The sequence below is a fragment of the Paenibacillus sp. genome (assembly GCF_035645195.1).
In the GTDB taxonomy this organism is placed as follows: Bacteria; Bacillota; Bacilli; order Paenibacillales; family YIM-B00363; genus Paenibacillus_AE.
In genome coordinates this window covers 307,664-329,220 of record NZ_DASQNA010000007.1, presented here as the reverse complement: position 1 = coordinate 329,220, position 21,557 = coordinate 307,664, and the positions used below count along the sequence as shown (strand labels likewise).

The following is a 21,557-nucleotide window of genomic DNA, read 5'->3' as shown; positions in this document are numbered from 1 at the left end:
CTCTTCCGTAGGGTTCGCCATTCGCTGGGATTTATGCCGAACGGCGAAGAACGTTCACGCAGTCGGTTTACAGCGCCGTCACGCGGTTCCGGCCTTCGCTTTTCGAGACGTAGAGCGCTTGGTCGGCCCGTTTGAGCAGGGAGAACAGCTCTTCGCCGCCTCCGAGCTGCGCGAGGCCGAAGCTCGCCGTGACGCGCCCCGCCTCCGGGAACGGCTCCCGTTCCAGGTCGGCTCGAAGCCGCTCGGCGAATGCGGCGGCGTCGCCAAGCTCGGTGCGGCGCATGACCACCAGAAACTCTTCGCCGCCCCATCGGCCGACCGAATCTCCGCCGCGGATGCGCTCGGACAGAAACGCCGCGAATCGGACCAGCACCGCATCCCCCGCATCGTGGCCGTAAGCATCGTTAATCTGCTTGAAGCAATCGATGTCGATCAGCGCGACCGACAGCGGCGTGCGGCGTTCGCGCACGGCCCCGATTTCGGCGGCCATCCATTCCTCGAGCTGACGTCGGTTCGGGAGGCGCGTCAAAAAATCGGTAAACGCCATGCGCTGATATTCTTCGGACTGCACATTCGCCTCGACGGCGTAATACAAATAATACAGCGCGACGATGTACACGACATTGGATATGTAAAACTGCAGTATGACATCCAAAATGGCGCCGGCGCCGGACGGATCCACCCAAAAGCGCCCCGCGCCAATAAAAACGGTAGCTGTGAACACGGCAAGGGACACGCGGAGCGCCATCGTTTTATCCAGGATGAGAAAGCCGCATATATAGAAGAACGGGATCCAGAACGTGTATTCGTTCAGATCGTGATGCCCGGCGCCGAATTTCCCGTGCACAATGAAATAGAAACGATACAGATGATGCAGACAGAGAAAGAGGAACGTCGCGATCTCAAATTTGCGAAGATGCTCCGGCTTCCGGTAAGCGACGTACGTGAAAGCCAAACACCATCCGGCTACGGCCGGCAGGCTGACGAAATCCTCCACATCCATCGTGCCGTTCGTGTATTCGAAATACAAGGCGATCAACGTGGCGACGAGTACGCTCGGCGGCGCGAATCGGTAAATGCTGCGCTTCACCTGAGCGAAGGTGTTGGCAGCGTTCGGGAGCGTCCGAATAGGAAATCACCTCATATGGGATTTGCAATGACTTTAGGACATTATGGTTACTATACCGCTTTCTATACATGCTTGCCGCAACATTTTGCGCGCGCCGCCGCAAGGCGAACAAATTCCGGATAATTTCGTGAATTTCCCGGTAGACAGCGCATATCCCAGGTGATATTGTAATATTCGTGAGTAAAATGACAATGCTTTCGAACGCGCGTGACTGGCGAAGCGTGGGGGACCACGAGGGAGCGCGCGGGGATATATGCCGTACGCCTGGGCGAAGTGTTTGACGGAAGGGAGAACCCTGCCGGTCGAACACTTTTTTTGATGCCTTCGAGAGGGGTAGATGAAAGATGTTCGCGTGGGAGCTGCTGACGTGGATCGGGACGATCGCTTTCGCCATGAGCGGATCGATTTCGGCGATGGAGGAAGAGTACGATATTTTAGGTGTGTACGCGCTCGGGCTTGTGACGGCGTTCGGGGGCGGTCTCGTCCGCAACGTCATGATCGAGTCGTCGACGCGGGCGATCTGGGAGCAGGGCGATTTGCTGTTGATCGCGCTCGCAGCGAGCTCGCTCGTTTACTTCGTGCCGCGCTTGTGGGTCAATCACGTGCGGAAATGGATATTTTTCGATGCGGTCGGACTCGCCGCGTTCGCGATTCAAGGCGCGCTGCTGGCGGCGCAGCTCGAGCTGCCGATGCCGGCCGTCATCGCGTCGGCGCTGCTGACCGGCTGCGGCGGCGGGATCATCCGCGACATTTTGGCGCGGCGGAAGCCGCTCATTTTCCGTGAAGAAGTGTACGGCGTGTGGGCGATGGTCGGCGGCTTGATCGTCGGGCTCGGCTTCGGCCGCAACGTATGGGAAATGTACGCGCTGTTCGCGCTGCTTCTCGCGCTCCGCATGCTGTCGGTTCGCCGCGGGTGGCGTCTGCCGAAACGTTCGTTCCACGGCGGCGGCTTGACCGCGTTCGCCAAGCAGCCCTTCGAAGGTCGATAAACGCGAAAGATCCCCGCTTGCCCCGGTCGAGGGCGGCGGGGATTTTTGCGTCGCCGGCGGTATGTGTGCCGCCTCGTTAGAATCGGCCGCGGGCTAGCGTTTCTTCCGCGATTTGGACCATCCGACGCACCATATGGCCGCCGATGGCGCCCGTATCCCGGGAGGATACGTATCCGTAATAGCCGTCGGGCGGCAGCTGCACGCCGACTTCTTGCGCGACTTGGTGCTTCAACTGGTCCATGGCTGCGTTCGCCGCGGGAACGATCAGATTGCTGGGGTTCGAATATTTGCTCATGCTGTTCACCTCCGTCGATTGAATATAATATTTGATTTTTCTGAAAACTTTATGCGCTATGAAAATAAAACCGAATCTTACGATCGAAGAGGGGAAAGGTAGACGTGCACGGAGAGCAGGCAAGGGCGTCCGGCCTAACGGCGAGACGGTCCCTCGCAAGACTCGTCCGGGTGAGAAGGTCGTCCTGCCGGCCTTTGGGCGGTTTGCTCGCAGACAGGCGTTCTTTTTCTACTTTTGGGGGAAAGAAAGCGAAAAAAGCCGAACGATTGACGACGTATGTGATCAATGCGGCGTATGATTAGAGCCGTAAATACATAATCCCGCGAACGAATCGCCGGACCGCCCAGGCCCAAGGGCACGCCGAGGTTTCCGGGCGTTTCGCTTTTTTTCAGAAAGACTTTAAGTTTCGCCTTCCGCACCCGAAGAGGTTCCACGAATACACTATCATAGGTTTTGATACCAACGATAAGGAACCCTTATAGAGGACACCGGGGGTGAGACGATGGAAATTGAAATTGTACTCATGGGGTTCATGGTCGGGGCGCTCGTCGGTCTGACGGGCGTCGGCGGCGCGGCGCTGCTGACGCCGGTGCTGATGTGGATCGGCATCAGCCCGAGCGTGGCGGTGGCGACGGACTTGTTTTATAACTCGGTCACGAAGCTGTTCGGAAGCATTCAGCATATTCGACAGAAGACGATCAACCTAACGCTCGTCAAGTATTTGGCGTTGGGCAGCATCCCGAGCGCCGTCGGCGCGGTTCTGCTGCTGCAGGCATATCCGCCGCTCGCCATGCATCAGGATACGATCATGAAGCATGCGCTCGGCGTCGTGCTCGTCGTGGTGGCGATCGCGACGATTTTGAAGCAGTTTTTCGATCGTCTGGGGTCGAACCGCTGGCAGGAGAAGCCGCTCGCGGATAAACGGCTTCTTACGATCGGCATCGGCGTGGCGCTCGGCTTCATCGTCGGGTTGACGTCGATCGGGTCCGGCAGTTTGTTCGCGCTGGCGATGATTTATTTGTACCGCCTCACGGCGGCGGAGCTGGTCGGCACGGATATATTGCATGCGTTCCTGCTCGTGACGGCCGCAGGCGCGATTCACGCCGTATACGGCAACATCAATTACGCGCTGGCGTTCAACCTGCTGATCGGGTCGGTGCCGGGCGTAATATTAGGCAGCCGATTGTCTGCGGTCGTGCCGGGCAAACCGCTGCGCACCGTCATGGCGACGATCATTCTGATCAGCGGCTTGAAGTTGATCTGACGGTCGGCTATAATAAGCAGAAATGTGACATGCAATGAAGGAGCCCAGTACGCAGCGATGCGCCGCACAGGGAGGAGAGGCCGCAGATTGAGAGCCGCTCCGCGATATGCGCCCGCCGCCGAACCTTCTCTCCCGAGCAGTCGCCTGAACCGCGCGGATTTGCGTTCCCGCGCGCGCGTAGGGCGGACCGGCTGGCGGCCGTTACCCGCCGTTCGAGTGCGCCGCGAGCATGCATGATTTTTGTTCGCTGCGAATGAGGGTGGTACCGCGACCTTTTCGTCCCTTAGGGAGGAGAGGTCTTTTTTGTTTGCCGACATTGCGATGGCGGTCGACGACCCGAATACGTGCCTAGCGCACAGGGTTTGAATGATAAGGAGGAACGATGCGATGAAAGAACGGTTGGAGGCGCTGCGCGCGGATGCGCTGCAGGAGCTTGGCGGCGTGACCGACCCGGGCGCGCTGAACGAGCTGCGGGTCAAATATCTCGGCAAGAAAGGGCTGCTGACGGAAATTTTGCGCGGCATGGGGGCGCTGTCGGCGGAGGAACGGCCGGTCATCGGGCAAGTCGCGAACGACGTCCGCGCCGCGATCGAAGCGGTGATCGACGAGAAGTCCGCGGCGTTCGCCCGCGCGGAGACGGAGCGGCGCCTCGCGACGGAGACGATCGACGTGACGCTTGCCGGGCGTCCGGCGCCGAACGGCGCGCTGCACCCGCTGACGCAAATCGTGCAGGAGATCGAGGACATTTTCGTCGGGATGGGCTTTACGGTGGCGGAAGGACCGGAGGTCGAGTCCGACTACTACAACTTCGAAGCGATGAATTTGCCGAAGGATCACCCGGCGCGCGACATGCAGGATTCGTTCTACATTTCCGAAGACATTCTGCTGCGCACCCATACGTCGCCGGTACAGGCGCGGACGATGGAGGCGAAACGCGGCGCGCTGCCGGTGAAGGTCATTTGTCCGGGCAAGGTGTACCGCCGCGACGACGACGATCCGACGCATTCGCATCAATTCATGCAGATCGAAGGGCTCGTCATCGACAAAAACATCCGCATGAGCGATTTGAAAGGGACGCTGCTGCAATTCGCCCGCGAAATGTTCGGCCCGAACGTCAACATCCGGATGCGCCCGAGCTTCTTCCCGTTCACGGAGCCGAGCGCCGAGGTCGACGTGTCGTGCGCCGTTTGCGGCGGCAGCGGCTGCCGGGTGTGCAAATATTCCGGCTGGCTCGAAATTTTGGGCTCCGGCATGGTTCATCCGAGAGTGCTCGAGATGGGCGGTTACGACCCGAACGAGGTGACCGGCTTCGCGTTCGGCATGGGCGTGGAGCGGATCGCGATGCTGCGTTACGGGATTGAGGATATTCGTCATTTCTACACGAACGATGTGCGGTTCCTGCGGCAGTTCGCGCGCGGATAGAGGAGGATCGAGATGAACGTATCGTATAAATGGTTGAAGCAGTACGTGGATTTGAGCGGGGTCACTGCGAAGGAGCTCGCGGAGAAGCTGACGCGCGGCGGCATCGAGGTGGACGGCGTGACGGCGCGCAATCTCGGCGTCGTGAAAGTCGTCGTCGGGCACGTCGTGTCGCGGGAGAAGCATCCGGACGCCGATAAGCTGAGCGTCTGCCGCGTCGACGTCGGCGAGAACGAGCATCTGCAGATCGTGTGCGGGGCGCCGAACGTGGCCGCAGGCCAGAAGGTGCCGGTGGCGCTCGTGGGCGCGAGCCTGCCGGGCGATTTGAAAATCAAGCGGGCGAAGCTGCGCGGCGTCGAGTCGCAGGGCATGATTTGCTCGGCGAAAGAGCTCGGCCTCAACGACAAGCTGCTGCCGAAAGAAATTCAAGAGGGCATCCTCGTGCTGGCGGAGGATACGGAAGTCGGCGCCGACATTATCGCGCTGCTCGACATCGACGACGAGGTGCTGGAGCTCGATCTGACGCCGAACCGGAGCGACGCGCTCAGCATGATCGGCGTCGCGTACGAAGCGGGCGCGCTGCTGGACCGGAAGGTCGCGCTGCCGGACGAGAACGAAGGCGTCGAGCTGTCGGGCGTGCCGACGTCGGATCGCGTCCGCATCGACATCGAAGCGAAGGACGACTGCCCGCATTACGCTGCTCGCCTCATCGAAGGCGTCAAGATCGGTCCGTCCCCGCTGTGGATGCAGAACCGGCTCATGGCGGCGGGCATTCGTCCGATCAACAACGTCGTCGACATCACGAACTTCGTCATGCTCGAGTACGGGCAGCCGCTGCACGCGTTCGACGCGGATACGCTCGCGGGCGGCGGGAGCCGCATCGTCGTGCGCAACGCGCGCGAGGGCGAGCGGATGGAGACGCTGGACGGAGCCGACCGCAAGCTCGAGCCGCATATGCTGCTGATTACGGACGGCGAGAAGCCGATCGCGCTCGCCGGCGTCATGGGCGGCGCCAACTCCGAGGTGACGCCGGGCACGACGCGCATTCTGCTCGAGTCGGCGCGCTTCGCGGGCCGCTCCGTGCGCCGCACGTCGCGCGAGCTCGGCCTTCGCTCGGAAGCGAGCCTCCGGTTCGAGAAGGAAGTGAACCCGGACGCCGTCATCCCGGCGCTGAACCGCGCGACGGCGCTGCTGTGCCGCTACGCGGGCGGCAAGGCGACGAACGGGCATGCGGAGCTGATGCTGGACGAGCCGAAACCGCGCACGGTGCCGCTGACGGTGCAACGCGTGAACGACGTGCTCGGCACATCGCTGTCCGCCGCCGACATTCGCGGCGTGTTCGCCCGCCTCGGCTTCGACGTCGCAGGCGACGGGGACGCGCTGGAGGTGACGGCGCCGCTGCGCCGGGGCGACATGGTGCGCGACGTCGACCTGATCGAAGAAGTGGCGCGCCTGTACGGCTACGACAACATTCCGATTACGCTCGTCCGCGGCGACACGACGCCGGGGGCGCTCACGAAGCCGCAGCGCGTGACGCGCATCGCGCGCCGGGCGCTGACCGGCGCCGGACTGCACGAGGCGGTCACGTATTCGCTGACGGCGGAAAGCCGGACCGGCGCATTGACGGGGCTGTTCGAGAGCGCGGGCCTCGTCCGCTTGTCGATGCCGATGAGCGAGGACCGCAGCGTGCTGCGCACGAGTCTGCTGCCGCATCTGCTCGAGGCGGTCGTGCACAACCGGAACCGGAACGTCGACGACGTCGCCTTGTTCGAAATCGGCAGCGTGTTCCTGACCGACGAAACGGACGGCCTCTCGAAGCTGCCGACGGAGCGGAAGACGCTCGCGGCGGTCATGGCCGGCGCGAAAACCGCGCCGCACTGGGCGGAAGGCGCCCGGTCGAAGGTCGATTTCTACGATCTGAAGGGCGTGCTCGAGAAGCTGACGACGCAGCTCGGCTTGACGACGGAATACGAGCGCTCGGCGCCGGCGGGCTTCCACCCGGGCCGCACGGCGGACGTGTACGCGGTGTCGTTGGACGGAGCGCGCACGAAGCTCGGCCGCATCGGGCAGCTGCACCCGGAAGTGCAGTCGGCGTGGGAGCTCGACGATACGTACGCGTTCGAGCTTGATTTCGAAGCGCTGGCGGAAGCAGCGGTGCTGCGGGCGAATTACGATCCGCTGCCGCGGTTCCCGGCGGCTTCCCGCGACATCGCCGTCGTCGTCGACCGCGCGGTGCCCGCGGGCGCGCTCGTCGCGGCGAGCCGCGAGGCGGGCGGCGAGTTCCTCGAGTCGGTGCGCGTGTTCGACGTGTACATGGGCGAGCGGCTCGGCCCGGACAAGAAAAGCGTGGCGCTTGCGCTCGTGTATCGCCACGGGGAGCGGACGCTGACGGACGAAGAAGTGACCGCCGCGCACGCGCGCGTCACCGAAGCGCTCGCCGACCGCTACGGCGCCGAGCTGCGGAAATAATCCGCTAGACGGAAGAAAAGCAAAAAAATTGTAAAAAACAAATAGCAGGAAACTGCGCCGGCCGCATCGAATTAGTACGAAAGTTGACGATGCGCCGGCATTTTTGTTGACTTCTGTCGAAAGGGGCGTGCCCAGCGGATGCATCCGGATGAGAAGATTCGCACTACCGTCGAAATTTTCGGAAATACGTACAAGATGATCGGTACGTACAACCAAGCATACATGAAGCGTATTTCTGTATACGTGAACGAAAACATGGAAGCGATCGCGAAGAGCAACCCTCGCCTCGACCATCAGCGGGTCGCCGTGCTGGCGCTCGTGCGGATGGCGGACGAGTTTTTCCAGCTGAAGGGCAAGTTCGATGCGTTCGAGCGCGAGCATTCGGAGTCGAAGCAGCGGATCGAGGAGCTTCGCAAGGCGCTCGAGCTGACGGAGGAGAAAGAGCGCGGCAAGGCGAAAGAGGCGCTCGAGCTCCAGCAGCGGTGCGAGGCGCTCGAAGCGGACAACCGGCGCCTCGCGGAAGAGGCGGAGGAGCAGGAACGCGCCAAGGCGAACGAGGCACTCGAGCTACAGCAGCGGATCGAGGCGCTCGAAGCGGAAAATCGACGCCTCGCGGAAGAGGCGGAGGAGAAGGAACGCGCCAAGGCGAACGAGGCGCTGGAGCTACAGCAGCGGATCGAGGCGCTCGAAGCGGAAAATAAGCGTCTCGCGGAAGAGGCGGAGGAGCAGCGCGGCAAGGCGAGCGAGGCGCTCGAGCTCCAGCAGTGGATCGAGGCGCTCGAAGCGGAGAATAAGCGGCTCGCGGAAGAAGCGGAGGAGCAGCGCGGCAAGGCGAGCGAGGCGCCCCTCCTTCGTCAGCGCGTCGAGACGCTCGAAGCGGAGAACCGGCGGCTCGCGGAAGAAGCAGAGGAGAAGGAGCGCGGCATAGCGAGCGAGGCGCTCGAGCTTCGTCAGCGCGTCGATTCGCTCGAAGCGGAGAACAAGCGGCTCGCGGAAGAAGCTGAGCTTGCGAGCCTTCTCTGGGCCGAACGCGTGGAGGAGTGGCAGGCGAAGTACGAGAACGCCGCCCGCGAAGCGGCGGAAGCGTCCGCGACGATGGAGTCGCGAATCGCTCGGCTCGAGGCCGAGCTTGCGGAGCGGGAGGCGGCCGCAGCGCAGGCGATCGCCGCCGCGGCCGCCGAAGCCGCAGCCGGCCATGCGCCGTCCGCCGAGTCCGCCGGGACCGGGGCTGGGGATGCGCAGGACGCGGAGAACACGGGCGACTTGTCGCTCGAGGCGAGGTACCAGAAGCTCCAGGAAGAGTATGTGAAGCTGCAGAACGAGTTTAACGAATGGATTCAATTGACGATTTCGGAAACGCAGTAACCGACGAAACCGCCGCCCGAACCGGGTCGGCGGTTATTGCTGCATCGGCAGCGACGAAAAAAAGACCTCGCGGGAGGTCTTTTTTCGTTCATCCTTATTCGACGATCAGCTTCGAGCGCATTTGCGAATGGCCGGTGCCGCACATGATGTTGCACACAATGTCGTATTCGCCGGGCGCCGCGACGAACGTGGCGGTGTCGCCGTCGCCGAGCTTCACGTTGTAGCCGACGATGTCGATGCCGTGCATGCCTTGCGCGTTTACGAACGATACGTTGACGGTGTCGCCCGCTTTCACGCGGTATTCCTTTTGATCAAACTCGAAATCCTTCGCTTCGATCGCCAGATCGACCGTGTTGCCCGTCGGCTCGACGGCCGGCGCGGATTGTTCGGCGCCGCCGCAAGCGGCGAGCAGCCCGGCGAAGGTCAGAGCAAGCGCAAGGACGAGTGTAATTTTTCTCATGTTCATTATCCAATAGCCCCCTCGGAAATAACGAATGGATCGTTGCCCATCCCCATTGTACTCCGATTCGGCGCGAATTTCATGAAGAAACGTTGGAAGAACTGTGACAAGATGATGAAATTATGTACGGGGGAGAAAACGAGCCCGCACCCGTGTGCAGACTGACGTTTCCCCTCCGGCGGTTTAGTCCGCTCGACGACGTTCGCCCCGTTCGAATGGCGAGCCGATCGGCAGGAACAAATCGATGATGCCGATAACGAGCGCGGCCAAAAGCGCGCCGATGACCGAAACGTCCACGCCGCCGATGATGAACTGCGCCAGATAGATGACCAGCGCGCTCACTAGGAAGCCGACGATGCCGCGTCCGAACGGCGAGATCTTTTTGCCGAAAATGCCTTCAAGCACCCAGCCGAACAACGCGATGACGAGCGCCAGCAACAGTGCACTCCAGAAGCCGCCCACCTCGAATTGGGGCACGAGGGCGCCGACCAACAACAGAACGAGTGCCGAGACGACAAATCGAACCACATGGGCCAAAAAATGCATCCTTCTGTCCTCCTCGCAATGGTTTGTCGCACGCTTCGTCTTTCCGGTGCATTTTCTAGTGTTGCCCGGGATCATTGGATATAATACTTACTTGAGGGGAGTGCGTACGTTGGATAAGAAGCTATTGGAAAAACTCGAATACCCCAAAATTTTAAATAAACTCGAATCGCACGCGGCGACGTCGATCGGGAAGGCGTTCGCGGCGGAGGCGACGCCGAGCTCAGATTTGGAAGAAGTTCGCCATCGGTTGGCCGGCACCGACGAGGCGGCGGCGGTCGACCGAATGAAGGGCGCGGCGCCGTTCGGCGGCGTTTCGGACATTCGGACGAGCCTGAAGCGGGCGAACATCGGCGGGACGTTAAGCGCCCACGAGCTGCTCGCCGTCGCCGACACGGTGCAGGGCGGCCGTCGGGTGAAGCGGTTCATCGAGGCGTATCAGGAGAAGCACGAGGCGCCGATCCTGGGCGCGCTCGCCGAAGGCGTTGTTGAGCTGCGGACGCTGGAGGAGGCGATCCGCCGGTGCATCGACGAGAACGGGGTCGTCGTCGATACGGCGTCCGACGAATTGTACCGCGTGCGGCGGGAGCTCCGTTCAGGCGAGGCGCGCGTGCGCGAGCGGCTCGAATCGATGGTGCGCAGCTCGTCCGTGCAGAAGATGCTTCAGGACGCTTTGATCACGGTGCGGAACGACCGTTTCGTCATTCCGGTGAAGAGCGAATACCGCAGCTCGTTCGGCGGCATCGTGCACGACCAGTCGTCGTCAGGCGCGACGCTGTTCATCGAGCCGGAGCAGGTCGTGCAGCTGAACAACAAGCTGCGGGAGCTGCGCGTGCAGGAGGAGCGGGAGATCGAGAAAATTTTGCAGCGTCTCACGGCTTCCGTCGCCGAAGAGTCGCAGCCGCTCGAGGCGAACGTGGAGCTGCTCGGGCAGCTCGATTTCTTGTTCGCGAAAGCGCGGCTCGCCCGCGACATGAAAGCGAGTCTGCCGGCGATCAACGACAAGGGGTATCTGCGCATTCGCCGCGGCCGCCATCCGCTGCTGCCTATGGAGCATGCGGTGCCGCTCGACATCGAGCTCGGCGGCTCGTACTCCGCGATCATCGTGACGGGTCCGAACACCGGCGGCAAAACGGTGTCGCTCAAGACGGTCGGGCTGCTCAGCCTCATGGCGATGACCGGGCTGTTCGTGCCGGCCGAGGACGGCAGCGAGCTGTGCGTGTTCGACCAAGTGTTCGCGGACATCGGGGACGAGCAGAGCATCGAACAGAGTCTTAGTACGTTCTCCAGCCATATGACCAATATTATCGGGATATTGAAAAAGATGACGCCGCGCTCGCTCGTGCTTTTAGATGAAGTCGGCGCGGGTACGGACCCGGCGGAAGGGTCGGCGCTCGCGATCGCCATCCTCGAGCACATCCGCGCGATGGGCTGCCGGCTCATGGCGACGACGCACTACAGCGAGCTCAAGGCGTACGCGTACGACCGGCCGGGCGTCATCAACGCGAGCATGGAGTTCGACGTCGAGACGCTGCGTCCGACGTACCGGCTGCTCGTCGGCGTGCCGGGTCGAAGCAACGCGTTCGCGATCGCCGAGCGGCTCGGGCTGAGCCGTCGGATCATCGAGGAGGCGCGCGGTCAAGTGACCGAGGAGGACCAGCGCGTCGAGTCGATGATCGGCAAGCTCGAGGAGCATCGGCTTGCCGCCGAGGCGGAGCGCCGGGAAGCCGAACGGCTGCGCCGGGAAGCGGAGGAGCTTCGCCGCGAGCTGACGGAGGAGAAGCGCAAGCTGCAGGAGCAGCGCGAGAAGTGGCTCGTCGAGGCGGAGCGCGAGGCGCATGAGGCGCTCGCCAAGGCGCGGCGCGAGGCGGAGGCGATCATCGCCGATTTGCGCAAGCAGGCGATGGAGGAAGGCGCGTCGATCAAGGAGCACAAGCTGATCGAAGCGAAGCGGCGCCTCGAGGAAGCCGCGCCGAAGCCGCGCAAGTCGGCGGCTGCGGCCGGCGGGGCGCGCGCGAAGGCGCAGGTGTCGCCCGGCGACGAGGTGAAGGTGCTGTCGCTCGGCCAGAAGGGCCACGTTGTCGAGAAGCAGGCGGACGGGGCGATCGTGCAGCTCGGCATTATTAAGATGAAGGTCGCGCTGACCGACCTCGAGCTCGTCGGCTCGTCGGCCGCCGCGAAGCAGGGCCAGCGGGCGGTCGCCACCGTGAAGCGGACGCGCGACGAGAACGTGCGGACCGAGCTCGACTTGCGCGGCTCCAACGTGGAGGAGGCGATCGTTGAAGTCGACCGCTTCCTCGACGAGGCGATCATGGCGAACTTATCGCAGGTATATATTATCCACGGCAAAGGAACGGGCGTGCTGCGCACCGGCATTCAGGAATATTTGCGCCGGCACAAGCACGTGCGGACGTTCCGGATCGGCGCCTTCAACGAAGGCGGCCACGGCGTCACCGTCGCGGAGTTGAAATAGATTACATGTGCAAGCCCGGGGAGCCGCATCGGCTCCGCCGGGCTTTGCTGTGTGGGTCCGGTCCCCGCTAGCCGAACACACGACTCCCTCACCTCGTCGGGATTAGTCCCGCTTCGCGGCGGCTGTCAGCACAAAAAATGTGCGGTGTGGTGGGAAGAGCACAAGATTTATGCGGTTGAGCGGGAGCGGGGGTTCGGTGCGAGGACGAGGGAGGCCGCTGGACGGGTTCGACGGTCGCCTGGGGCTCCACCGACAGCACAAAAAATGTGCGGTTCGGCGAAAAGAGCACAAAATTTGTGCGGTTGAGCGGGAGCGGGGGTTCGGTGCGAGGAAGAGGGAGGCCGTTGGACGGGTTCGACGGTCGCCGAGTGCTCCCCGACAGCGCAAAAAATGTGCGGTCCGGCGGGAAGAGCACAAAAAATGTGCGGTTTGGCGAAAAGAGCACAAGATTTGTGCGGTTGAACGGAAGCGTAGGTTCGGCGCGAGGACTGCGAGGGCGAGTGCATTTCGGCGTTCCTGCTGAGCGGTTCCGGGGAAGGCACTGCAGCGGGTCGGAATGAAAGAAGGGCACGGAACTGTCCAGTCGGGCGGAAGCGCGTGCCCTCCGGTTGGGCCGCTTACGGCCGCAAGTATTCGCGGATGCCGTCCGCGAAACGGACGACGGGCGGGTCAAACACGCCGTAAAACGGGGTGCCCTCCCGGCAAATATTCTCCTCCAGCAGCATCGTCAGCTGGTTCGTCGTCACCGGGAACCACGGGAACCGCTCCATCGCGCGCACGATCGGCTTCATGAGCGGCAGCGGCGCATGGACGAGCCGGACGCGCCGCCCGAGCGCCGCGCCGATGTCGCGCAGCATCTCGTTGTACGCGAGCTGCTCCGGACCGCCGACGTCGAACGCGGCGTTCGCCGGACCGGCGCCGGCGGCCGCCTTCGCGAACACGTCGGCCACCGTTCGCAGCGAGACGGGCTGCATCCGATACCGGCCGTCGCCGAGCACCGGCGTCACCGGCGCGCGGACGAGGCCGGCCAGCATGTTGACGAACTCGTCCCCGGGGCCGAAGATGACCGAGGGACGGAAGATCACATGCGTCAGACCGCTTTCGCGCAAAACCTGCTCCGCCGCCCACTTCGAGCGGAAGTACGCCGTCGATGCGCCGGGGCGGGCCCCCAGCGCGCTCATATGGATAAACCGCCGCTGCCGCCCGTCGCCGGCGAAGCCCGCCTCCGTGCAGGCGTCGACGAGCAGCCGCGTGCCGAGCTCGTGCAGCCGCTCGAACGTGACGCCGGCCGCCGGCCGCTCGCGAATGATGCCGACGAGATGAATGACGGCGTCGACCTCCCGCAGGGCGGAGCGGTACGACGCGGGCTCGAGCAGATCGCCCTCGACCGTTCGTACGCGGGGCGAGCCGGCGGCGGCGCCGCGCAGCCGGTTCGAATTTCGAACGAGACAAACCAACTCATGTCCATCCCCCAGCAGCCTCTCCACGATCGCCGTCCCGACGTATCCTGACGCGCCGGTCACGAAAATGCGCATGCGACAACCCCCTCGCGAAACGTTTCCTCCATTGTACTCAATCCGCCCAAGGGAGTCGAAGGCCGGCCGCTTTTTTCTCGAGCCGGATTTCGCTACAATAAGGGAAGCCCGTCGCAATAAAGGGGGTACGACCCGTGAAATACTTATGGGGCGCGCTGTTCGCCGTCGCACTGATTTTTTTCGTATGCGGGGTTTATTATTTTAGCCGGTTGTAAAGGAGATGCGGTGATGTCGCAGCAAAACAGCCAAGTTTGCCCGTGGTGCCAAATGGAAATTACGTGGGACGAAGAGCTCGGTCCGGAGCCGAACTGTCCGCACTGTTTTAACGAGCTGTCCGATTATCGCACGATTTCGATTCCGACGAAGCGGGATGCCGCCATCGCCTTCGACGAGGAGCAGGATGACGATTGGTACCGGTACTCGCGCGCGGCGGAGAAGTATTTGGACGCGCAGGACGATGTGCCGGAATGCCCGCAATGCCAAGAATACATGGTGCTCGCCGGCGAAACGACGGTCGAAGCGGGCGCGTTCGCGCAGCGCCCGGCGCTGGCGCCGCTGCCGCCGTTCCTGACGGCGCCGTTCCGTCTCGACGTCTTCGTCTGCTCGCACTGCTTTACGGTGCAGCAGCGGCTCAGTCAGAAGGACCGCGCCGCGATCGTCCGCCGCCTCGGCGAAGAGCAGGACGACTGATCGGAAGCGCCCATTTTTTGCCGCCATCGATGCGGGACGCGGTTTTGGGGCAACCTAACTCGAAGCTACGCAAGAGCAAGAGTGGGAAAAAGGAGTCCGATCCATGCCGCATCGAATCGCCAGTTCGAAAGGCCGCCTCGACGGCCAAACCCGGCTGCTTCTTCTCGTTAACGCTTTGTTCGCCTGCGCCAACGCGCTGTCCGGCGCCTTCGTCAACGTGTACCTGTGGAAGGCGAAGCAAGATTTCGCCATGATCGGCTGGTTCGCGCTGTCGAACCAAATCGTGATGGCGACGACGTTCGTCTTGGCCGGCAAATGGGTGAAGGAACATAACAAGATGAACTCGCTGCGGGCCGGCGTCGCGGTGGCGGCCTTGTTTTATTTGCTCGTCCTCATGCTCGGCAAAAGCGCCGCGCAATGGGTCGTCGCGTTGGGCGCCGTGCAAGGCTTGTCCTCCGCATTTTTCTGGCTCGCCTTCAACGTCGTCTACTTCGAGGTGACCGACCCGGACAACCGCGACCGCTTCAACGGCTGGGCGGGATTGCTCGGCTCCGCCGTCGGCATGGCGGCGCCGTGGATTTCCGGCTTCCTCATCACCCGCATGGAGGATACGACCGGGTACCGATTCATTTTCTCGATTTCGCTCGCGGTGTTCGTCGTGGGTGCGGTCGTCAGTTTTTTCTTGAAGAAACGGCCCGCGCAGCCGAACTATGAGTGGCTGTACGGGATCCGGCAGCTGGCCCAGCCGGATAACGCGTGGCGCAGCGCGTATCCCGCCCTGATGGCGCAAGGGATTCGCGAAGGCGTCTTCGGCTTCCTGATCGGCCTGATGGTGTACATCGCGACCCGTAACGAGATGCAGCTAGGCAACTACGCGTTGGTGACGTCCGCGGTCAGCTTGTTCGCCTTCTTCATCGCAGGCAAGCTGATCAAGCCGGGCCGCCGGGCGACGCCTATGCTCGCCGGGGCCCTCGCCATGACGCTCGTGATTTTGTTGTTCTTCTGGAAAGTCGATTACACGACGCTGCTGACGTTCGGCATCGTCGTGGCGCTCGCATATCCGCTCTATTCGATTCCGATCACGTCGTCGATCTTCGACTTGATCGGGGCGAATACGGAGAGCGCGGAGCACCGCGTCGAATATGTCGTCCTGCGGGAGACGGCGCTCAATACGGGCCGCATCCTCGGCACGATCGCGTTCATCGTCGTCGTGTCGTGGACGACCGCGCCGAAACACATCACGACGCTGATGCTCGTGCTGGGGTCGGCGCCGCTGTTCTCGTGGTTTTTCATGAGAACGCACTTGAACGGGAACGGGCACCGGTAAGGGCCCGTTTTTTTGCTCCGCCTATTGCATAATTATACGATCAACCGTATAATTATAACTATCTTAGCAAGTGTGAAAGGCGGAGGGACGGCACGTGAAAATCGCGTTCGAAAACAAAAAACCGGATATGGCGGCATTGCATCGTCTGTTGGACGCCGCGCCGGCCGCGGACGAACGGTATAAGCTGCTGCTTTCGGAGGGCGAAGACGTCGTTGCGGCGTACGACGGCGACCTGCTCGTCGGCGTCGGCGCAGCCGGGGCTGTCATGATTCATCCGAGATACGCGCATCGCGACATTGAACACAATATGAGGAAATTGGCGCGCCGGTAACGGCGATCGACCACACCATATTCACTCCCCGGCTCTTGAACAGGAGACGCGGGAGTGTTCTGTTTTTGGCAGGAAATCGGGGAGTAGAGGCTGCCGGACAATCCCGGCAGTTTTTCTTTTGCAGTGCGGGCGCCGTTTGGGTAATATGGAATGTATATTTAACGTGTGGATGTCAGACGCCACCACAGGAGGGAAGGATCCGATGTCGGAGCTGCAACTGAAAATTCTTGAGCTGTTGAAAGAGGACTCCCGGCGCGACGCCGCCTTGATCGCTACGATGCTGGACGTGAAGGAAGAGACGGTGCGGGAAGCGATCCGCGAAATGGAAGACAATAACGTCATCGTGAAATACGCGACGGTCGTCAACTGGGCGAAGGTCGATCAAGAGAAAGTGACGGCGCTCATCGAGGTCCAAATTACGCCGGAGCGCGGACACGGCTTCGACGCGATCGCGGAGCGCATTTATTTGTACCCCGAAGTGAAAAGCGTGTACCTGATGAGCGGCGCGTACGACCTGCAGGTGGAGATCGAGGGCAAGAGCCTGCGCGAAATCGCCTCGTTCGTATCGAACAAGTTGTCTACGCTCGAGCGGGTATTGTCCACGAAGACGTTTTTTATATTGAAAAAATACAAACAGGACGGCATCATATTCGAGGATCGCGAAGGCGATCATCGAATGGTTGTGTCTCCGTAACATTCGAGAGAAGGTGCGCGCACGATGCAACGCTATTTGACTCCTTTCGTGAAATCGATTCCGCCTTCCGGGATTCGCAAATTTTTCGACCTGGTCAGCGGCAGCAAAGACATTATTTCGCTCGGCGTCGGGGAGCCCGATTTCGTGACGCCGTGGCGGTTCCGCGACGCGGCCGTGAACGGCCTCGAGCAGGGACGCACGACGTACACGCATAACGCCGGATTGCCGGAGCTGCGCGAGGAAATCGCGTCGTACCTGCACAACCGGTTCGACGTGACGTACGAGCCCAGCAACGAAGTGCTAGTGACGGTCGGCGGCAGCGAAGCGATCGACCTCGCGCTGCGGGCGCTCGTGTCGCCGGGCGACGAAGTGCTCGTGCCGGAGCCGTCCTACGTCTCGTATTCGCCGATTACGGCGATCGGCGGCGGGGTGCCGGTCGGCATCGAGACGTTCGCGAAGGATCAATTCAAGCTGCGTCCCGAATCGCTGCGCGCCGCGATCACGCCGCGCTCCAAGGTGCTGATTTTGAGCTACCCGAGCAATCCGACGGGCGCCGTCATGACGCGCGAGGATTGGGAGCCGATCGCGAAGCTTGTAGAAGAGCACGATCTGATCGTCATATCGGACGAAATTTACGCCGAGCTGTCGTACGGCGTGAAGCACGTCAGCTTCGCGTCGATGCCGGGCATGCGCGACCGGACGATTCTCGTGAGCGGCTTCTCGAAGGCGTTCGCGATGACCGGCTGGCGCATGGGCTATGCGTGCGGACATCCGGACATTATCGGCGCGATGCTGAAGATTCATCAATACACGGTCATGTGCGCGCCGGTCATGGGTCAGCTCGCCGCGATCGAAGCGCTCCGCAACGGAATGGAAGAGATGGAGCGGATGATCGAATCGTACAACCAGCGGCGCCGTCTCGTCGTGAAAGGATTCCGCGACATCGGCCTCGACATTCACGAGCCGCAGGGCGCGTTCTACGCGTTCCCGTCCATCGCGAAAACCGGGCTCAGCTCCGACGAATTCGCGCAGCGGCTGCTCGCCGAAGGGAAAGTCGCGGCCGTGCCGGGCCACGTGTTCGGCAAAGGCGGCGAAGGGTTCCTCCGCTGCTCGTACGCGACGTCGGTCGCGAATTTGACGGAGGCGCTCGAGCGCATCGGCAACTTCGTCGCGACGCTGCAAGCCGCGGGGCGAGTGTAAAAAGAACGGAATATAAGACGCCTGCAGCCCCGTCCGCGCGACGGGGCTGTCGAACGTTATCGAAGTATGGGTTGTCACGCGCGTCCATTTTTCCTATAATCGTCTTTATGAGAAGAGCAACACCCAATTGAATTGCCCGATTGACGTTCTTAGGTCCTGACCCGCGACGAAGCGGGGAAGGTGAAAAGGGAAGCCGGTGCGAATCCGGCGCGGTCCCGCCACTGTAAATGGGGATGCCCTCGATAGGCCACTGTTCCGCATACCGGGATGGGAAGGCGAGGCGCGTCATGCAACCCATGAGTCAGGAGACCTGCCTAAGAGCGAAGCTGACAAATCCTTCGAGGAAAAGGATGCGGCTCGACGTACAGGGCGCCCGGCAAGGCCGGTCGCGTACCCCCTGATGCACACGTTGCGCTGACGCCTCCGTTTCTTTCGAAACGGGGGCTTTTTTGTTTGTCACGCGAGCATGCAAGCGGAGTACTCTCTCATAAATTCAGTTTCAGGAGAGGTTGACGGAATGATGAGGCGTTATCTGGTTTGGTTGTTGGCGGTAGTTCTAGCGGTCTTTACGGCGGCGTGCGGCGGCGGAGCGCAGGCTCCTTCCGCGGAAGAGACGCCTGCGGCGCAGGAAGCGCCGGCGGCGGAAGCTCCGGCGGCGGAGGAGCCTGCCGAGCAGGAAGAGGCGCAGGCGGCCGAGGCGACGGCGTACCCGCTGACGGTGACGGACGCGTCGGGCACGGAGCTGACGTTCGAGAAGGCGCCGGAGAAAATCGTGTCGATCGCTCCGAGCGAGACGGAAGTGCTGTTCGCGGTCGGCGCGGGCGCGAGCGTCGTCGGCACGGACAAGTATTCCGACTATCCGGCGGAAACGGCGAACCTCCCGAAGGTCGGGGGTCTGACGGCGGACGTGGAAGCCATTCTCGAGCTGGAGCCGGACCTCGTCGTCGCGGGCTGGACGATGAGCACGAAGACGATCGAAGAGCTGCGGGCGCTCGGCCTGACGGTATATGCGTTCGAGACGAACACGCTGGACGAAGCGATCGCGCACGTGCGCGAAATCGGCCGTATCGTCAACAAGAACGCGGAAGCGGAAGCGGTCGCGGCGAAGATGGAAGCGGATCGCCAGCTCGTCGCCGATGCGGTGGCGGGCATCGCCGACGCGGACAAGAAGAAGGTGTACATCGAGTTTTCTCCGGGCTGGACGGTCGGCAAGGGCGAGTTCATGGACGAGCTGCTGACCGAAGCGGGCGCGATCAACGTCGCGGATCAAGAAGGCTGGTACGAAATCAGCGAAGAGAAAATCATTGAAGCGAACCCGCAGGTGATCTTGTACGGCGCGGGCGTGGAAGGCTTGGAAGACATCATCAAAGGCCGTTCGGGCTGGGATAAAATCGACGCGATGGCGAGCGGTCAGGTGATCGGCATCGACGACAGCTTGATTTCCCGTCCGGGACCGCGGATTACGGATGCGCTCGTCCAAGTGGCGAAGGCGATCTATCCGGAGAAGTTTACGAAATAATTATGCGGCGGAAGCTGACTTTATGGGGAGGAGCGGGAATTGCGCTCCTCCTTCTGTCCGTTGTCGCAAGCGTTTCGGTCGGCTCGGCGAGCCTGTCGCTCGGCACGGTGTGGCGCATCCTGACGCATGCGCTGCCGTGGCTCGGCGAATTCGTGCAGCCGGATTGGTCCGTCGCGCACGAGCAAATCGTGCTGCAGGTGCGCCTGCCGCGCATCGTGCTCGGCATCGTCGTCGGAGCGGCGCTCGCGACCGCCGGCGCGGGCTTTCAAGGCGTGCTGCGCAACCCGCTCGCCGATCCGTTCACGCTCGGCGTCGCCTCGGGCGCGTCGGTCGGCGCGGCGTTCCTCATTCTTGTGAACGCGCAGTTTGCCTTCGGGTTCGGGACGGTGCCCGTCGTCGCGTTCTGCACCGGCATGGCGACGCTGTGCGTCGTTTACCTGCTGTCCCGGGTGGACGGCGGGATGCGGCGGGAGACGCTCATCTTGGCCGGCGTCGTCGTCAGCGCCTTCCTCGGCGCGCTCGTGTCGTTCATGGTGTCGCTGTCGGACGACGTCATCAATCAGATCGTGTTTTGGCTGATGGGCAGCTTGTCTTTGCGCGGCTGGCGCTACGCCGCTCTCGTGGCGCCGTACATGCTGTTCGGCGTCGCGGTGCTGTGCGGGTATGCGCGGACGCTCAATTTGTTCGAGCTCGGCGAGCGGAGCGCGGCGCACCTCGGCGTCCGCGTCGAACGGACCCGCTGGATCGTTCTGTCGGCGTCGACGCTCATGACGGCCGCGGCCGTGTCGGTGACCGGGGTCATCGGCTTCGTCGGCCTCGTCATCCCGCACATGATCCGGCTGCTGTTCGGACCGGATTATCGCGTCATCGTGCCGCTGTCCGCGATCGGCGGCGCGATCTTCATCGTGTGGGCCGATACGCTCGCCCGCACGGCGCTCTCGCCGACGGAAATTCCGCTCGGCGTCGTCACGGCGTTCCTCGGCGCGCCGTTCTTCTTGTATTTGCTCGTTCGGCATAAGAACGCGATGGGAGGGTCCGGCTCATGATTCGCGTAACGAACGTCGCCAAAAGCTACGACGGCGCCGCCGTGCTTCGGGACATCGATTTCGAGGTGCGCGAAGGCGAGTCGTTCGGCATCATCGGCCCGAACGGCAGCGGCAAAACGACGCTGCTGAAGCTCATCTCGGGGCTGGATCGCCCGGATTCCGGCGACGCGCTGCTAAGCGGCCGGTCGGTCGGTTCTTACAAGCGCAAAGAGCTCGCCCGCTGGCTTGCGGTGCTGCAGCAGGACGCACTGCCGCCGGTCGGCTTCACCGTCCGCGAGGTCGTCGAAATGGGGCGTTACCCGTTCCAAAATTGGCTCGGGGAGGAGCGCGGCGTCGGCGAGGCGCTGATCGATGTGGTGCTCGAGAGCATGGGGCTCTCCTCGCTCGCGGATCGGCCGGTCGACCGGCTGAGCGGCGGGGAGCGGCAGCGCGTCGCGCTGGCGAAGGCGATGGCGCAGCAGCCGAAAGTGCTGCTGCTCGACGAGCCGACGACGTATTTGGATATCGGGTATCAAATTCAGCTGATGGACGTCATCCGCGCCTGGCAGCGGCGGTCGCCGCTCACCGTCGTCGCGGTGCTGCACGATCTCAACCTCGCGGCGATGTACTGCGACCGATTGCTGCTCATGCATCAAGGCCGGGCCGTCTGCCTCGGCGCGCCGCGGGAGGTGCTGACGGCGGAGCGGATCCGGGACGTCTACGGGGCCGAGACGTCCATCGTGGCGCATCCGACGAACGGCGCGCCGCAAATTATGCTGGAGTCCGGCGAAGGGAAGGACAAGGTGCCTTCCGGTCGGGTATAATAGGCT

General features: G+C 62.5%; 19 protein-coding genes and 2 riboswitches. Of the genes, 14 read left to right on the top strand and 5 right to left on the bottom strand.

Annotated features, from left to right (window positions below; genetic code table 11):
• Positions 1-67: 67 nt before the first annotated feature.
• Positions 68-1,090 (bottom strand): GGDEF domain-containing protein, encoded by a 1,023-nt coding sequence (locus VE009_RS02565; RefSeq protein WP_325005823.1) that lies wholly within the window; start codon positions 1,088-1,090, stop codon positions 68-70.
• Between the two features lie 236 nt (positions 1,091-1,326).
• Positions 1,327-1,406: riboswitch (ZMP/ZTP riboswitch) on the top strand.
• A 67-nt stretch (positions 1,407-1,473) separates the two neighbouring features.
• On the opposite strand from VE009_RS02565, the gene VE009_RS02560 reads away from it, so the two are divergent.
• The gene (locus VE009_RS02560; protein WP_325005822.1) at positions 1,474-2,118 is read left to right on the top strand and encodes a trimeric intracellular cation channel family protein; all 645 of its coding nucleotides are present in this window, start codon (positions 1,474-1,476) and stop codon (positions 2,116-2,118) included.
• A gap of 76 nt (positions 2,119-2,194) precedes the next feature.
• Here the strand turns inward: VE009_RS02560 and VE009_RS02555 are convergent, their stop codons facing one another.
• Positions 2,195-2,413 (bottom strand): alpha/beta-type small acid-soluble spore protein, encoded by a 219-nt coding sequence (locus tag VE009_RS02555; protein WP_325005821.1) that lies wholly within the window; start codon positions 2,411-2,413, stop codon positions 2,195-2,197.
• A 502-nt stretch (positions 2,414-2,915) separates the two neighbouring features.
• On the opposite strand from VE009_RS02555, the gene VE009_RS02550 reads away from it, so the two are divergent.
• From VE009_RS02550 to zapA, 4 genes are all read left to right on the top strand, one after another.
• A complete protein-coding gene (locus VE009_RS02550) occupies positions 2,916-3,677 on the top strand; it encodes a sulfite exporter TauE/SafE family protein (protein ID WP_325005820.1) in 762 nt (253 codons plus the stop codon).
• A 387-nt stretch (positions 3,678-4,064) separates the two neighbouring features.
• The gene (pheS, locus tag VE009_RS02545; RefSeq protein WP_325005819.1) at positions 4,065-5,099 is read left to right on the top strand and encodes a phenylalanine--tRNA ligase subunit alpha; all 1,035 of its coding nucleotides are present in this window, start codon (positions 4,065-4,067) and stop codon (positions 5,097-5,099) included.
• 12 nt (positions 5,100-5,111) lie between these two features.
• Entirely contained in the window at positions 5,112-7,565 is a 2,454-nt protein-coding gene (gene pheT / locus VE009_RS02540; RefSeq protein ID WP_325005818.1) for a phenylalanine--tRNA ligase subunit beta, read from the top strand.
• Positions 7,566-7,703: 138 nt separating this feature from the next.
• Positions 7,704-8,930 carry a cell division protein ZapA gene (gene zapA, locus VE009_RS02535; protein WP_325005817.1) on the top strand — a complete coding sequence of 409 codons (1,227 nt, stop codon included), beginning with the start codon at positions 7,704-7,706 and terminating at the stop codon, positions 8,928-8,930.
• Positions 8,931-9,024: 94 nt separating this feature from the next.
• On the opposite strand, the gene VE009_RS02530 is transcribed toward zapA, so the two are convergent.
• Together VE009_RS02530 and VE009_RS02525 are read right to left on the bottom strand one after the other, a co-directional pair.
• Entirely contained in the window at positions 9,025-9,396 is a 372-nt protein-coding gene (locus tag VE009_RS02530) for a cytochrome C oxidase subunit II (RefSeq protein WP_325005816.1), read from the bottom strand.
• Positions 9,397-9,573: 177 nt separating this feature from the next.
• Positions 9,574-9,936, bottom strand: coding sequence for a phage holin family protein (locus VE009_RS02525; protein WP_325005815.1), 363 nt, complete (start codon positions 9,934-9,936; stop codon positions 9,574-9,576).
• A gap of 109 nt (positions 9,937-10,045) precedes the next feature.
• Between VE009_RS02525 and VE009_RS02520 the strand changes: the two genes are divergently transcribed.
• Positions 10,046-12,406 carry an endonuclease MutS2 gene (locus tag VE009_RS02520; protein ID WP_325005814.1) on the top strand — a complete coding sequence of 787 codons (2,361 nt, stop codon included), beginning with the start codon at positions 10,046-10,048 and terminating at the stop codon, positions 12,404-12,406.
• 617 nt (positions 12,407-13,023) lie between these two features.
• On the opposite strand, the gene VE009_RS02515 is transcribed toward VE009_RS02520, so the two are convergent.
• Positions 13,024-13,941, bottom strand: coding sequence for an NAD(P)H-binding protein (locus VE009_RS02515; protein ID WP_325005813.1), 918 nt, complete (start codon positions 13,939-13,941; stop codon positions 13,024-13,026).
• A 228-nt stretch (positions 13,942-14,169) separates the two neighbouring features.
• Here VE009_RS02515 and VE009_RS02510 point away from each other — a divergent pair, with 228 nt between their 5' ends.
• From VE009_RS02510 to VE009_RS02475, 8 genes are all read left to right on the top strand, one after another.
• A complete protein-coding gene (locus tag VE009_RS02510) occupies positions 14,170-14,631 on the top strand; it encodes a hypothetical protein (RefSeq protein ID WP_325005812.1) in 462 nt (153 codons plus the stop codon).
• A 103-nt stretch (positions 14,632-14,734) separates the two neighbouring features.
• The gene (locus VE009_RS02505) at positions 14,735-15,958 is read left to right on the top strand and encodes an MFS transporter (RefSeq protein ID WP_325005811.1); all 1,224 of its coding nucleotides are present in this window, start codon (positions 14,735-14,737) and stop codon (positions 15,956-15,958) included.
• Between the two features lie 94 nt (positions 15,959-16,052).
• The gene (locus VE009_RS02500) at positions 16,053-16,289 is read left to right on the top strand and encodes a hypothetical protein (protein WP_325005810.1); all 237 of its coding nucleotides are present in this window, start codon (positions 16,053-16,055) and stop codon (positions 16,287-16,289) included.
• Between the two features lie 202 nt (positions 16,290-16,491).
• Complete coding sequence (locus tag VE009_RS02495) at positions 16,492-16,983, top strand: Lrp/AsnC family transcriptional regulator (RefSeq protein WP_325005809.1); 492 nt, start codon at positions 16,492-16,494, stop codon at positions 16,981-16,983.
• A gap of 24 nt (positions 16,984-17,007) precedes the next feature.
• Positions 17,008-18,183, top strand: coding sequence for an aminotransferase class I/II-fold pyridoxal phosphate-dependent enzyme (locus VE009_RS02490; protein WP_325005808.1), 1,176 nt, complete (start codon positions 17,008-17,010; stop codon positions 18,181-18,183).
• Between the two features lie 134 nt (positions 18,184-18,317).
• Positions 18,318-18,515, top strand: a riboswitch (cobalamin riboswitch).
• A 185-nt stretch (positions 18,516-18,700) separates the two neighbouring features.
• Positions 18,701-19,702: a helical backbone metal receptor gene (locus VE009_RS02485; RefSeq protein WP_325005807.1), complete on the top strand. Its 1,002-nt coding sequence runs from the start codon at positions 18,701-18,703 to the stop codon at positions 19,700-19,702.
• Between the two features lie 2 nt (positions 19,703-19,704).
• A complete protein-coding gene (locus tag VE009_RS02480) occupies positions 19,705-20,748 on the top strand; it encodes a FecCD family ABC transporter permease (RefSeq protein WP_325005806.1) in 1,044 nt (347 codons plus the stop codon).
• Positions 20,745-21,551 (top strand): heme ABC transporter ATP-binding protein, encoded by an 807-nt coding sequence (locus VE009_RS02475; RefSeq protein WP_325005805.1) that lies wholly within the window; start codon positions 20,745-20,747, stop codon positions 21,549-21,551. Before VE009_RS02480 ends, VE009_RS02475 begins: the two co-directional genes overlap by 4 nt.
• Positions 21,552-21,557 lie beyond the last annotated feature (6 nt).

Excerpts from the sequence above, each read along its gene's own strand:
- VE009_RS02560 (WP_325005822.1), top strand. The coding sequence starts at position 1,474 with ATGTTCGCGTGGGAGCTGCTGACGTGGATCGGGACGATCGCTTTCGCC.
- VE009_RS02555 (WP_325005821.1), bottom strand. The coding sequence starts at position 2,413 with ATGAGCAAATATTCGAACCCCAGCAATCTGATCGTTCCCGCGGCGAAC.
- VE009_RS02550 (WP_325005820.1), top strand. The coding sequence starts at position 2,916 with ATGGAAATTGAAATTGTACTCATGGGGTTCATGGTCGGGGCGCTCGTC.
- pheS (WP_325005819.1), top strand. The coding sequence starts at position 4,065 with ATGAAAGAACGGTTGGAGGCGCTGCGCGCGGATGCGCTGCAGGAGCTT.
- pheT (WP_325005818.1), top strand. The coding sequence starts at position 5,112 with ATGAACGTATCGTATAAATGGTTGAAGCAGTACGTGGATTTGAGCGGG.
- zapA (WP_325005817.1), top strand. The coding sequence starts at position 7,704 with ATGCATCCGGATGAGAAGATTCGCACTACCGTCGAAATTTTCGGAAAT.
- VE009_RS02530 (WP_325005816.1), bottom strand. The coding sequence starts at position 9,396 with ATGAACATGAGAAAAATTACACTCGTCCTTGCGCTTGCTCTGACCTTC.
- VE009_RS02525 (WP_325005815.1), bottom strand. The coding sequence starts at position 9,936 with ATGCATTTTTTGGCCCATGTGGTTCGATTTGTCGTCTCGGCACTCGTT.
- VE009_RS02515 (WP_325005813.1), bottom strand. The coding sequence starts at position 13,941 with ATGCGCATTTTCGTGACCGGCGCGTCAGGATACGTCGGGACGGCGATC.
- VE009_RS02510 (WP_325005812.1), top strand. The coding sequence starts at position 14,170 with ATGTCGCAGCAAAACAGCCAAGTTTGCCCGTGGTGCCAAATGGAAATT.
- VE009_RS02505 (WP_325005811.1), top strand. The coding sequence starts at position 14,735 with ATGCCGCATCGAATCGCCAGTTCGAAAGGCCGCCTCGACGGCCAAACC.
- VE009_RS02495 (WP_325005809.1), top strand. The coding sequence starts at position 16,492 with ATGTCGGAGCTGCAACTGAAAATTCTTGAGCTGTTGAAAGAGGACTCC.
- VE009_RS02490 (WP_325005808.1), top strand. The coding sequence starts at position 17,008 with ATGCAACGCTATTTGACTCCTTTCGTGAAATCGATTCCGCCTTCCGGG.
- VE009_RS02485 (WP_325005807.1), top strand. The coding sequence starts at position 18,701 with ATGATGAGGCGTTATCTGGTTTGGTTGTTGGCGGTAGTTCTAGCGGTC.
- VE009_RS02480 (WP_325005806.1), top strand. The coding sequence starts at position 19,705 with ATGCGGCGGAAGCTGACTTTATGGGGAGGAGCGGGAATTGCGCTCCTC.
- VE009_RS02475 (WP_325005805.1), top strand. The coding sequence starts at position 20,745 with ATGATTCGCGTAACGAACGTCGCCAAAAGCTACGACGGCGCCGCCGTG.